The 13670-nt window shown below is 50.8% G+C and carries 11 protein-coding genes and 1 pseudogene; all 12 read right to left on the reverse strand.

Annotated elements, in window-relative coordinates; genetic code table 11:
• Positions 1-21: 21 nt before the first annotated feature.
• On the reverse strand, positions 22-426 hold the full coding sequence (locus I8U23_RS02720; RefSeq protein WP_121874403.1) for a MerR family transcriptional regulator: 405 nt from the start codon (positions 424-426) through the stop codon (positions 22-24).
• Between the two features lie 149 nt (positions 427-575).
• The gene (locus tag I8U23_RS02725) at positions 576-1058 is read right to left on the reverse strand and encodes a DUF456 domain-containing protein (RefSeq protein WP_037996851.1); all 483 of its coding nucleotides are present in this window, start codon (positions 1056-1058) and stop codon (positions 576-578) included.
• A gap of 16 nt (positions 1059-1074) precedes the next feature.
• A complete protein-coding gene (locus tag I8U23_RS02730) occupies positions 1075-2355 on the reverse strand; it encodes a methionine gamma-lyase family protein (RefSeq protein ID WP_037996853.1) in 1281 nt (426 codons plus the stop codon).
• A 22-nt stretch (positions 2356-2377) separates the two neighbouring features.
• Entirely contained in the window at positions 2378-3646 is a 1269-nt protein-coding gene (hflX, locus tag I8U23_RS02735; protein WP_231564629.1) for a GTPase HflX, read from the reverse strand.
• A gap of 11 nt (positions 3647-3657) precedes the next feature.
• A complete protein-coding gene (gene spoVK / locus I8U23_RS02740; protein WP_037996854.1) occupies positions 3658-4650 on the reverse strand; it encodes a stage V sporulation protein K in 993 nt (330 codons plus the stop codon).
• A 202-nt stretch (positions 4651-4852) separates the two neighbouring features.
• Complete coding sequence (gene hfq / locus I8U23_RS02745; RefSeq protein WP_037996856.1) at positions 4853-5095, reverse strand: RNA chaperone Hfq; 243 nt, start codon at positions 5093-5095, stop codon at positions 4853-4855.
• 42 nt (positions 5096-5137) lie between these two features.
• Positions 5138-6067: a tRNA (adenosine(37)-N6)-dimethylallyltransferase MiaA gene (gene miaA / locus I8U23_RS02750; protein ID WP_037996858.1), complete on the reverse strand. Its 930-nt coding sequence runs from the start codon at positions 6065-6067 to the stop codon at positions 5138-5140.
• Positions 6064-6846, reverse strand: a complete 783-nt coding sequence (locus I8U23_RS02755) for a class I SAM-dependent methyltransferase (RefSeq protein ID WP_198050704.1) — start codon at positions 6844-6846, stop codon at positions 6064-6066. The genes miaA and I8U23_RS02755 overlap by 4 nt, the downstream gene beginning before the upstream one ends.
• Positions 6847-6848: 2 nt before the next feature.
• Positions 6849-8819: a DNA mismatch repair endonuclease MutL gene (gene mutL / locus I8U23_RS02760; RefSeq protein WP_037996862.1), complete on the reverse strand. Its 1971-nt coding sequence runs from the start codon at positions 8817-8819 to the stop codon at positions 6849-6851.
• Positions 8820-8847: 28 nt separating this feature from the next.
• The gene (gene mutS, locus I8U23_RS02765; RefSeq protein ID WP_232335418.1) at positions 8848-11388 is read right to left on the reverse strand and encodes a DNA mismatch repair protein MutS; all 2541 of its coding nucleotides are present in this window, start codon (positions 11386-11388) and stop codon (positions 8848-8850) included.
• 89 nt (positions 11389-11477) lie between these two features.
• Positions 11478-12980, reverse strand: coding sequence for a reverse transcriptase/maturase family protein (locus I8U23_RS02770; RefSeq protein ID WP_198050706.1), 1503 nt, complete (start codon positions 12978-12980; stop codon positions 11478-11480).
• Between the two features lie 568 nt (positions 12981-13548).
• A pseudogene (locus I8U23_RS13685) lies at positions 13549-13650 on the reverse strand (MutS N-terminal domain-containing protein); the annotation flags it as partial.
• Between the last annotated feature and the right edge of the window lie 20 nt (positions 13651-13670).

Here is a 13670-nt window from a genome sequence, read left to right on the forward strand (position 1 = left end):
TTCTCCCTTCTGAAAAATTGTTCAGTGTCGGAAAAAACGGCTCAACTCCCCGTAATTAAGCGGAAGCCGCCCGGGACGCCCGGGTTGGATGATCTGTCTTTTCAAGAGGCGTCTCAATTCTTTTTCCGACAGCTCTTTTCTTGCCTTACGCTCTTCTTTCTCCGCTTCCTGAACCCGTTCAGACTGACTGAAGAGTTCCCGGATTCCCGCGATGTTGACCCCTTTTTCCAGATAGGACTTGATTTTCAGCAACCGATCAACATCATTGAAAGAAAACAATCGTTGGTTCCCTTTGGTTCTCTGGGGACGGATCAAGCCTTGTTGTTCGTAATAACGGATTTGTCTCGGACTCAGCTCCGTCAGTTTCGTCACGATCCCCATCGAAAAAAGCGGCATGTTCCGTCTTTTTTCATCACGAAAATCCATGGGAAACGCTCCCTTCATTTTCGGGATTGTTACCTCATAATCCCATTTTATTCATGTCAGCTTTTTTAGTCAATACATGTCAGGTTTTCTGACATCATTTCAGGCGGGTATAAAAAAATCGTTCTCCCCGGAGGAAGAACGATTTTTCATCAAAACAACACCAACACCAAAAACCAGATAATCAATCCGGTCATGACAATCAATTTCATCAAAATCCCGCCCAAAAAACCGACCAAGGTCCCATAGGCGATATAAAGTGCTTTGGAAAAAGATTTTTTAAGCAGCAATTCGAGTACAAACACACACAAAAAAGGTCCGACAATCACGCCGACCGGCCCCATGATAAACGGGAAAAGAACGACCCCCACAATCGCGGCGGTGACGGAAGCCGCGTTGCCGCCGTATTTTTTCACCGCCACACTGCTGGAAAAATAATCAACCAGAATCAGCAAGATGGCAAGGATCAACGTGGTAATCCAAAACCCGAACCCCAACGGTTCGGAATCGATCAAAAAGTGATAAACCGCAAACCCTGCAATCATCAGCGGGGCATCCGGCAAAGCGGGAGCAACCAGGCCGACATAAGCAAGAATAAAGAGCAAAATAATAATTGCCCACCAAAGCATGTCCATATAACAAGCTCTCCCTTCACACCTGCAATTTCCCATGCATCTGTCCGGTTTCCAACATGAAATCCATGGCTTTTGCCATACCGATCTTCACATGCGAATAGGTGAGGCCTCCCTGCATGTAAGCAATGTACGGTGCACGGAGGGGCCCGTCCGCCGACAACTCGATGCTGGCGCCTTGCACAAACGTTCCGGCCGCCATGACCACTTCGTCCTCATAGCCCGGCATCAGAGAAGGCACGGGCAAAATATGCGCATCAACTGGCGATGCCGATTGAATTCCCTGGCAAAAAGCCACCAGCAACTCCGGCGTTCCCAGATACACTTGCTGAATGATATCCGTGCGCGGCTCTTCCCATCCCGGTGTGGTTTGAAAACCGGCTTCCTCCAGAAATGCCGCGGCAAAAACAGCTCCTTTCAATGCTTCGGCAACCACGTGTGGAGCCAAAAACAATCCTTGATAATAATCGTGCATATAGCCGTGGGTTGCTCCCCCTTCGATCCCGATGCCGGGAGCCACCAGCCGGGATCCGGCTCTTTCCACCCATTTTTCCGCTCCGGCGATGTATCCCCCGGACTTCGCAATCCCTCCGCCCGGATTTTTGATTAAAGACCCGGCAACAAGATCCGCTCCGACTGCAGTCGGTTCTTTGGACTCGACAAACTCCCCGTAACAATTGTCCACAAAAACAACCGCCTGCGGACAGATTTCCCGGATTTTCCGGATCATCGTTTCAATCTCCCGGATGGAAAAAGACGGACGGTCGGCATAGCCCCGGGACCGCTGGATGGCAACCATCCTGGTTTTCGGGCCGACCGCTTGACGAAAGGCGGCCCAATCAATCCGGTTTCCTTCCGCAAGCGGGATCTCCCGGTATTCAATGCCGTAATCCCTGAGTGAACCGGAACCGTCTTTGCATGAACCGATCACCTGATGCAACGTGTCATAAGGACGGCCCGTCAAATAGATCAGCTCATCCCCCGGACGCAACACCCCGTACAAACAAGCGGCAATGGCATGGGTGCCGGAAATGATGTTTGGACGGACCAAAGCTTTTTCTGCGCCGAAAACCCGTGCAAATACCGCTTCGAACGTTTCTCTGCCCAGATCATCATACCCGTAACCGGTTGAAGAATGAAGGTGAATTTCACTTACTTTCATTTCCCGGAAGGCTTCCAGCACCTTCCACTGCATGAAATCGGCATTTTGACCGATCTTTTTAAGCACCGGTTCAATCTTTTTCTCTGCAGTTTGGACTTTTTCTTCAATCCATGCTCCATGTTTCAAAGTTTCAAACACAGTCATCATTCCTGTTACTCGTTTATTGGATTTGAATCCGGCTTTTCAACTCCCCGGGCAACTGTTCAAAATCAGCGGGAGAAAGACGAAACTTTATGACCATCATCAAATCGTCCGTATTTGATTCTATCATTTCCGCTTTATGATGCAACAGAGAAATCCAGTCACCCCTCATGACCGGGATTTCCACCTGACCGATGATCATCTCTTGTTGCAATGCCTGCTCCACACGTGCTTTCAACCGGTCCAGATCTTGTTCGTTGAACGCAGAGATCATAAGGTGATCCGGATCCCATCCTTCGGGCAGTTCCCGCTCCAGCCGGTCCGCTTTGTTCCAGACCATTAAAACCGGAATGTCCGCCGCATTCAGATCAGCCAACACCTGCTCCACGGCCTCCACCTGCTCTTCTGCTTCCGGGTGGGAAGCATCCACCACATGCAACAACAAGTCCGCTTCTTTCACCTGTTCCAACGTCGAGCGGAAAGCGGCGATCAAATGGTGCGGCAGTTGCCGGATAAACCCGACGGTATCGGTAAGGATCACTTCCTTGCCAGAGGGAAGCACAAGCTGGCGGGATGTCGGATCCAATGTGGCAAACAACCGGTTTTCGGACAGCACGCCCGCACCCGTCAGTTGATTTAACAATGTCGATTTTCCGGCATTGGTGTATCCCACCAACGCCACCTGCGGGATGCCGTTCTTTTTCCGGCGTTCCTGATGCAACCGGCGGTGTTTTTTAATTTCCTCAAGCTGTTTGGTCAGAACACTGATTTGGCGGCGGATGTGACGGCGATCCGTTTCCAGTTTCTTTTCACCGGGACCGCGGGTTCCAATGCCGCCGCCCAGACGGGACATTTCTTTCCCTTTTCCGGCCAGGCGGGGCAGCAAATATTTCAACTGCGCCAGTTCCACTTGGATTTTTCCTTCTTTGGTCCGGGCCCGCTGCGCAAAAATATCCAAAATTAATTGCGTGCGGTCAATCACTTTGCAAGGCATCAACCCCTCCAGGTTTCGAAGCTGCGCAGGGGAAAGCTCCTGGTCAAAGATAACCAGGTCCGCTTCGTTTTCTTCCACCATGCGGGCGATTTCTTCTGCTTTTCCCCGCCCGATATACCAAGCCGGGTCAATCCGGTCCCTGAATTGAAGCACCTGGCTGACGGGAACCGCTTGCGCCGTTTCCGCCAGACTCTTTAACTCTTCCAAGGTGGAGCGCAAGGACCATTCCTGTTTTTTCGTGCCGCACCCCACCAAAATCGCTTTCTCTTTTCCTTCCAACTCCTGAATACGCACTCAACCCTTTCTTATACCAAATACTGATAAGGCATTTTTTCATTATACCATGAACCGTTTTTCATATCGTCAAACCGCAAATCCTCACTTCTTAACGTCATTAATTCCTCTCTGGTCACATGCGATTTTTTCATCAGGCGCACCGCTTGATTCCGGATCGATTTTTCAATTAAATTGCGGACGTACCGGGCATTTCCAAAACCGGCCTTGGCAACGTGGAGTTGTTTTTGCAAGTGGTTTCGCAATTTATCTTTGGCCGGCCGGGATAAGAAATACTCCCGCTCTTGAAGCATCTGCCCGGCTATCTTCATCAATTCATCCAATTTGAAATCCGGAAAATGAAGATGAATCGGAAAGCGGGAAGGAAGGCCGGGATTCAAACGCAAAAATGCGTCCATTTCATTGGGATACCCCGCCAAAATTAATATGAAGTCATTTTTATAGTCTTCCATTGATTTGACCATCGTATCAACGGCTTCTTTGCCGAAATCTTTTTCCCCGCCCCGCGCGAGCGAATAAGCTTCGTCAATAAACAAAACACCGCCCAACGCCCTTCGCACATGTTCTCTTGTTTTTTGCGCCGTATGGCCGATATACTCGCCCACCAGATCCGCCCGTTCCACTTCGATCAAATGCCCTTTGGACAGCACGCCCATTTCCTTTAATAACCGGCCTAAAATCCGTGCAACCGTGGTTTTCCCCGTCCCCGGACTCCCGGAAAAAATCATGTGCAACACTTGTTGTTCGGCGCTTAAACCGGCCGCTCTCCTCTGTTTCCCGATTTCCAGCCATGCATAAATCTCTTTGATGAACTCCTTGATCTTATCCATCCCCACCAGCCGGTCCAATTGTTCAAAACACTCCTGCAAAGGCCCCGGTTCACCGCCCGGACAAGCCGGTTTCAACGGCTCCACCCGCGACGAAAGCGCGGGTTTTCTTTCCGGATGGTCAAAAACAACATGAATCTGATGCTTGGCGTTTACTGTCATCACCCTTCTGCTCATCGTTTCACCTCTTCGTCCTTATTCGCTGATCCCAGTATACGCATCCGCCCATTTTTTGGTGAAAAATCGCGTTGAATACGGCATTTCAGGGTTTGATGGTGACAAGAGCCGTCCGGCCCCTTTACGGACTCTGTCAAACCTGCGGCAATAAAAAAAGCTGCCGGCCGGTTTGGTCAGCAGCAAAACAAGTCAAACGAACAACTCAGCTTTCTCTTTCTTCACTGGCGGGCATCAAAGAAACGGGACGTGCAGGGGTGAACGTGGAGATCGCATGCTTATATACCATTTGTTGCTTGCCGTCACTGTCAATCACAATGGTGAAATTGTCAAAGCCGCGGATCACGCCGCGCAATTGAAACCCGTTCACCAAATAAATGGTCACTGGTACTGATTCTTTACGGATTTGGTTGAGGAATGTATCTTGAATATTGATTGTTTGTTTCAAAACCCGTACCTCCTATGTATTTACATTTAACGTTATTGTACTTTATTCTCTGGCCAAAGGAAACTTTCCTGCCACCAGTTCTTCAATTTCTCGAAAAGATTGGGAATTTGTCACATCAAACCAATGAATTTCTTTTAAACGCCGAAACCAGGAGAGCTGTCGTTTCGCGTATTTTCGCGATCCGCGCTTGATGAGATGAATCGCTTCATCCAAAGTGATTTCGTTTTTCAAATAACTTACAATCTCTTTATACCCGATTGCCTGCATGGAAGTCAAATGAAGCCCGTATCCTTGCTCCCACAGTTTTTTCACTTCATCCACCAGGCCTTTTTGGATCATCTCGTCCACCCGCCGATTGATCCGCTCGTACAATTGTTCCCGCGGCATCGTCAGCCCGATCCACAACACGTCATAAGGCGAAGTTCCTTTTCCTTTCAGCTCGGAAAACGGCTTTCCAGTAACATGATAAACTTCCAAAGCCCGAATCATACGTCTGAGATCATTGGGATGCAATTTTTTGGCCTGGACCGGGTCCACTTCTTCCAACCGCCGGTGCAACGCTTCGTTGCCTTCCCGCCGGGCAAACGCATGCAATTCTTCGCGCAGCTTTGGATCCTCTTTGACATGGGGCATCAGATAATCATGGACCACCGCTTCGATGTACAAACCGGTTCCCCCCACCAGCATGGGCAGATGCCCGCGCCGGTTGATCTCGCTGATTTTTTCCCGTGCCAGCTGTTGATATTCCTGAACCGAGAAATTTTGATCCGGCGGGAGAATGTCAATGAGATGATGGGGAACCCCCTCCATCTCCTCCGGCATGATTTTGGCTGTCCCGATGTCCATCCCCCGGTAAACCTGCATGGAATCGCCGGAAATAATTTCGCCATGAACCCGTTTGGCCAACCGTACGCTCAAACCGGTTTTTCCGACCGCCGTCGGTCCGACAATGACAACAAGCTTTTCCTTCACCGGTGACCTCCTTTCCAGATCACACCCCAGGCGTAATTGGATGAAGCTTTAACAATCGTAAAGCCCAGCCGTTCAAACTCCCCGCTTTTCGGCCGCTCTTTTAACAAAACAACCCTCCTGGCCACCCGCACGGCTTCTTGCACCGACTCCGGATCCAAGGGTTCCGGGTTGGCCAGGGGTTTTAACATTTGCATGGCTGACGACTGTTTCACCGTTTCCCGGAACATCGGGTCAAACATCACCACATCAAAGGATTGATCCTCCAATTGTTTTAAGTAGGTCTGATAGCGGGCCTGAACAATTTCAACCCTCCGCATCGCTTCATTCAACGCTTTGCGCCCGGTCCGGTATGTTTGAAGGCCGTGTCCGGCGATCGCCGCGATGACCGGCTCACTCTCCAGCGCCACAACCCGGCCTTTTTCCCCGACCACATAACTGGCCACGATGGAATCCGCCCCCATCCCCAAGGTACAATCCAGGACAAAATCCCCTTCTTTCAATCCGGCCACCGAAACCATGCTGTCCGGCTGCCCGGAAGCCAAATGTTTGATGCGAAGGGCCGACATGTTGGGATGAAAAAAGAAGGAATGGCCTTTTTTGTCTTCATAGCGCCATCCCTCTTTGCTGACAATGACCACCTGATCCGATGCCGTCTGCTCGAAAAGCGCTTGAAGAGACCGGCGCCCGCGCCGGACGAACGGCACCTTCCATGCACGGGCCAATTCTTTTGCTTCGTTTGTTTCCTGGTCTCCCGGGTGAAAAGATGTTGTGACAAACAAAATTACATCACCCTTTTAAACATTTTTTCCAATTCATAAGTTGAAAAATGAACAAAAATGGGCCGTCCGTGCGGACAAGTAAACGGATTTTCACAACGGCTCAACTGGTTTAACAATTCTTCCATCTCCTCTTTCAGCAAATAGCGGTTGGCTTTGATCGCCGCTTTGCATGACATCATTTTGGCAGTTGCATCCCTCAGTTGAGCAGTCTCCACTTTCCCATTTTCTTTCAGCCAGTCAATGATCTCGTGAATCAATTGCTGGGGATCTTCTTTCGGAAACCACGCGGGGTAAGCGCGGATCACAAACGTGGTTCCGCCAAAAGGCTCCATTTCCAGGCCCCACTGATTCAGATAATCCAAATGCATGTTTAATATTTCGGCTTCGGCCGGCGTGCACTCGATCGTCATGGGAATCAAAAGGGAATACTGGTGATGATTTGCTTCCCCCAACTTTTTGGAATAAATCTCGTAATAAATGCGCTCATGTGCCGCATGCTGATCCAACAAAAAAAATCCGTCTTCCGATTGCGCCACGATATAAGTGCCGTGGACCTGTGCCAACGGAGTCATGAACGGCAATCGGTCTTCCCCGTTTGCTTCCGCTTCCGGCTCTTCCGCCGCTGCTTCTTCTGAAACCGGCGGAGCGGAAAGGGTCGCCTTTTCTTCTCCCCGGGGCGTATTCTGTTCCGACCATGCGCTCAAGGCGGATTGATATTTTGAATCTTTGGGCTCCGGTTTGCTTTGGGACGGGGAAGGATCCGGAAAGACCGGTGCCGGATCCGTTTCCTTCTCTTCCTCTTTCTTGACCGGCTCCTCTTTCTTGACCAGCGACATCGGGCTTTCGCGCAGTTTCCATGACGGATCGGGACGGTCGGACGGATATGGATTCACGGCAGGTCTTTTCGCTTGGTTCCACTGGAAAGTTTCCTGCTTATACTCCGGTTTTTTCACCGCTGATTCCGCTTTGGGTGTCGCAACCAACCGCTCTTTTTGCAAGGCTTGCCGCACCGTTTCTTCAACCAGCCGGCAACATTCTTTTTCCTTGCTGAGCCTTGCTTCCAACTTGGAAGGGTGAACATTGACATCCAACAATTGCGCATCCATCTCCAAATGCAAAACCCCGACCGGGAACCTTCCCGTCGGCAACAAGGTGCCGTAAGCACGCAAAATGGCTTGGGTGATCGGCAGGGAACGCACATAGCGCCCGTTTAAGATGATGGTCAAATAAGACCGGTTGGAGCGGGTGATTTCCGGTTTGGTGATCCATCCGTAAACCCGGAAGTCCATGTCGCTTCCTTCGATCGAAACCGCCTGTCCGGCCACCTGTTTCCCGTAGATGGAAAGGAGTACATGCTTCAAGTTCCCGTCTCCCGCGGTCTGAAACAACTTCCTCCGGTTATGGGTCAGGGAGAAAGAAATTTCCGGATGGGCAAAGGCCAACCTTCCCAAAACATCGGCAACATGGCTGACTTCGGTATTGACCGTTTTCAAATATTTTAAACGGGCGGGCGTGTTATAAAACAAATCCCGGACCATCACATCGGTTCCCTTGGAACGGGAAGTTTCCTCCACCGCTTCGATGTCGCCTCCGGCGATTTTCACTTTGGTCGCAAGCTGTGAAGGGTCCTTCGTGGTCACCAATTCCACTCTGGCAACCGAAGCAATGCTCGGCAAAGCTTCTCCCCGAAAGCCGAGTGTCCGGATGGAATACAGATCCCGTTCCCGCTTGATTTTGCTGGTGGCATGGCGGGAAAAGGCCAACACGGCATCTTCCCGGTCCATGCCAGAACCATTATCCGACACCTGAATAAAAGAAATCCCGCCTTCTTCTATCATGACCTGCACCCGGGTGGCGCCGGCATCGATGGAGTTTTCCACCAACTCTTTGACAACCGACGCCGGCCGTTCCACCACTTCTCCCGCGGCAATTTGGTTCGTCAAATGTTCATCCAGCACTTGAATGTTGCCCATGATCCACTCCCCTCCTTTTCCATATTGTTTAATTTAATTTTTGTTTGATCTCATGCAAAAACTGCATGCATTCAAACGGGGTCTTATTCATTAAATCCCACTTGCGGACGGCCTCCAAAACTTCTTGTTCTTCGGAGGTCAAAGACGAAGCGGCCGTCTCCCGGGCTGCCGGCTGAATTTCCAACGGATCGAACAAGGACAACTGCCCCGACGAATCCGGGGAAGCACCGGTGTTTGAAGGTGCGGGTGTGCCGTTTTCCAATTCGGCCAACAGCTGCTTGGCTCTTGTGATCACTTCTTTCGGCAGCCCGGCCAGCTCGGCCACCTGAATCCCGTAACTGCGATCCGCCCCTCCCGGGACAATCCGGTGCAAAAAGACCACCTTTCCGTTCCGCTCAATGCATTGGGCATGCACATTCTTCAACCGGGACAATAATTCCTCCAGTTTTGTCAACTCATGATAATGGGTGGAAAACAGCGTCTTGGCTCCCACATGGTCATGAATGTATTCCACGATGGCATGCGCGAGAGCCATCCCGTCATAAGTGGATGTTCCTCGTCCCACTTCGTCCAGCAGGATCAAGCTCCTCCGGGTGGCCTCCTTCAGGGCATGGCAGGTTTCAGACATCTCCACCATAAACGTGCTCCGCCCGCCGGTCAAATCATCCGCCGCCCCGATCCGGGTAAACACGCGGTCTACAATGGAAATTTCCGCTTCTTCCGCCGGAACGAAACTTCCGATCTGGCTTAAAATCACAATCAAAGCCACTTGTCTCATGTACGTGCTTTTTCCGGCCATGTTCGGCCCCGTCACCAATAAGACTTGGCGGTCTTCCTGATCCAACTCCGCATCATTGGCCACAAATTCCCCCGTATTGGTAACGGCTTCGACGACCGGATGGCGGCCTGCTTTGATTTTCAGCTGACTGCCTGTATGCACTTTCGGACGGACATATTGATACTTTTGGGCAATCAGCGCAAAGGCGTGCAATACATCCAACTCGGCCACCCGTTCGGCCAGAGATTGCAATCGTTGAACCTGGCCCGCCACCTGATCCCGGACCTTTGTAAACAGTTCATATTCCAGTTCCACTGATTTTTCCGAAGCATTTAAGATGAGCTGTTCCCGTTCTTTTAATTCCGGCGTGATATACCGTTCCGAATTGGCAAGCGTTTGCTTGCGGTGGTACCGGTCTTTGGGAACCAGATGCAGATTGGACTTGGTAACCTCGATATAATAGCCGAACACGCGGTTATAACGGATTTTTAGCGACTTGATTCCCGTCGTTTCTCTTTCTTTCTGCTCCAGCTCGGCAATCCAGCTTTTCCCGTCTTTCTGGATCTTCCGCAATTGGTCCAATTCTTCATGGAAGCCTTCGCGGATGATGCCGCCTTCCTTGACGGAAACCGGCGCTTCTTCCACCAACGCTTCGTCGATGAGGCTTTTTACATCCGCCAACTCATCCATTTTTTCCGCCAATTCCTTCAGCGGCCGGGAGTCGGATTGCAACAATTTCTCTTTCAGTTCGGGAATGATGGAAAGCGATCTTTTCACACTGTTTAAATCCCGCGCATTGGCCGATCCGTAAGAAATGCGCGCCGCCAGCCGCTCCAAATCATAAACTTGTTTCATCCGGTCCCGCACTTCATCCAGCAACAAAAAGTCGGAAAGCAACGCTTCCACCATATTTTGGCGCCGGGTGATCTCTTCCAGTGACAGAAGCGGCTTGTCCAGCCATTTTTTCAACAACCGGCTCCCCATTGCGGTGGCCGTTTGATCCAACAGCCACAATAGCGAACCTTTTTTCTTTCCTTCGCCAAGCGTTGCCGTCAATTCCAGGTTTCTTCTCGCCGCTTCATCCAACATCATATACTGCCTGGCGTCATACCGGTGCAACCGCTGCAAATGATGCAGAGCCCGCTTTTGCGTTTGTTTCAGATAAGAGAATAACAAGGCGACCACTTTTCGCAAAAACGGGGTATCGCACAGCTCGGGGTATTGCGGAAACTGCGCCGGCAACTCTTCGGACAGTTTCTTTTCGGAACCGGCATCCATGCCATGCGGCGTGATCAAACATTTTAAGCGGGTTTCAATTTGTTCTTTTACCGCCGCTTGATCTGCCAAGGATTCATCCAACACGATTTCTTTCGGCCGATACGAAGAAATTTCATCCAAAATCGCGTCCAGCGAACCGCCCATCTCCGTAATGTGGCACTCTCCCGTGGACAGATCCACTGCTGCCAATGCCATTTGATTCGCGCTTCCGGTCAGTGTCACCAAGAAATTGTTTTCCTGGTCAACCAGCATGTTTTCTTCCATGATGGTCCCGGGCGTGATCACGCGAACCACTTCCCGCTTGACCACCCCTTTGGCAGCGGAAGGATCTTCCACCTGCTCACAGATGGCGACTTTATATCCCTGATCAATCAGTTTTTCCACATAGGTGTGAGCCGAATGATAAGGAACCCCGCACATGGGAATGCGTTCACTGCCGCCATCCCGGCTGGTCAATGTAATCTCGAGCTCTTCGGCTGCTTTTTCGGCATCTTCAAAGTAGAGTAGGAACAAAGCGCCTTGCCGCCTTCTGACGGCAGGTTTCTCTGAACCCCTCTCCGAACCGTACGTACACCTCTCGGCGTATACGGCTCTCCGCTTGCTCAAATCCGGCCTTGGTCCGGCGGTTCGGATCCGTCCATCCGGTCGACATCGCCATGGCAGACGGGATCGTCCTTGCATTGAAACCCTTCGTCATGGAAGGTGGCAAACGCTTTTTCCCCGTCTCCGGTTTCAACCGGTACCCGAAAGACCCCCGCATGCATGTACTTCTTCAAAAGTTGGTGCACGGAGCACCTGTATTTCATGGCCAACGTTTTATACATGCTGAATTTCAGCAAATGGGCATACCGCGACAAAGTGCTGACATTCTCCGCCAATTGGTAATAACGGTACATGCGCCGGATCTCCCGGTTATAAACGTGCAGGATCTTTGCATCGGAAAGATGAACCAGTTCCTTCTTATGTACCGGCTTCAGCTTGCCGTTTTGTTCTTTCACCGCCCCGAATTGATACAGCCTTTTGATCCGGACCTCTTTGGGAAGAAGCAGTTTGCACTGCTCTTTGACGGTGATGTCGTATCCGAGAAAACGCGTATGTTTTTTGGCATGTTTTAAAATAAGTGCTTCGCGGGAAAAAGGAAGATTCAATTCCTGTTTTATAAACCGGACAACCTCATCCCCGATGGCTGAGGATTCCTTCTTGGAACCGATCACCCCCAATAAGATCTCCCCGGCATAACGCGTATACACGAGCCGTTTAAAAGCCGGATCCCACGGATCTTCCCGGGGGATTTGTTTCAACCGTTCCGTCCATTGTTGTTGCAGCCGGTTCAAATTCTCTTTTTCCGCTTCGCTTTCTGCATCCCTTTTTCTTTGTTCCACCTGTTTGATACGGGCAAGAAGCTTCTCGTAAGCCGGATTCCTCCTGCGCTTCTTTCCTTTGGAAAACTCATGGATCAGCGTTTCCACATGCCGGTCCAACGCATGGAAATAAATATTGGCCAAAACCGGGCTGATCCATCCGCCCACGGGAGCCCCGCTGCAGGTGCGGTGGAATTGCCAATCCTCTAACCATCCTGCCCGCAAAAACTTGTTGATGAGCCGGATGAATTTTTCATCCTCAATCCTTTTTCTCAGAAGGGAACGCAGCACTTCAAAAGAAATGGAAGGGAAAAAAGAATACAGGCTTCCGTGCAGCAACCATTTGACACCGGAAAAATTTTTCTTTACTTGCAACAAAGCGGTATGGCAGCTTCGGTGAGAACGATAACCATGGGACAAGTCCGAAAAAGAACCCTCATAGATCGCCTCGAGAAGCATGCGGACAATCCATGCCACCAAGCAATCCCGAAGCGGTTCCGTCTCCCCGGCGCCGGGAAAGGGTGCCGGCTGATAGGTTTCGTTTTTCAATTCCTTCATCAGGGATTCCAGCTGTCCGGGAAGGAGTTTCCGGTGTCTTACCTGAGGGAACCGGCGGATCAGTTCCTGATATGCCTTTTGATAAAACCGCGGGTTATACAAATTTCGGTAAATCCTTTGGAATAAATAGGTTGAATCGCCGGACTTCGCGGCCAGACTGTTCAATACGTACTCAGGATTTCTCATAAAGCCTCACGCTTCTTCCTTTGTCGTATGGAACCCGAGCAAGCTGCCCCCCTTCGCCGTGTGCCGGGCTTTCCCCGGCTCAGACTACTACGGGGGCTCCGTCACCATATCGGATATTCAGGCCCTTGCGGCCATAGCCCGACAGGCAGGCATTCCGACTCAGGTGATCCCCATTTAGACTTATAGAGACAGGCACGTTGTGATGTCGGATGTGACGTTCGCCCTTTTCCTCTGACAGAGGCTGCCCAGCCGCAGGACGCACCGATGACCGCCATGTCTTTCTGCGAATCATCACGGCTGCATGGCGTATACAGCTGCCTTCCGCCATGGGCTACGATCAACCGGCTCGGGCTGTCATTCAAGCAATCCAGCTTTCATCCTCATTCACAACCTTTCATCTCGCCACTCAGTCGCACGATGGCAGCTTCGTGACTCGTGACTTTACCAACATGCTACACTCCCCTTCGGGTTTCCCCTCCGGATCAGTTGGTAGATGATGGGTGTTTTCCGCGTCCCTCACCCACTGCCTTGCCAAGGGCAGATTCCCTATAAGTCCTTATGGGCGCACAAACATCTCGTAAAAATCGCCTAAACGAAAAAATAAGAAGGCATCCGGATATTGTGCCTTGATCGACAAGTATTGCTGAATCATCGGAGTATATTTTGCCAAAGTTCTCTGCCTCCGTTACA

The organism is Thermoactinomyces sp. CICC 10735 (assembly GCF_016055175.1).
Taxonomy (GTDB): Bacteria; Bacillota; Bacilli; order Thermoactinomycetales; family Thermoactinomycetaceae; genus Thermoactinomyces; species Thermoactinomyces vulgaris.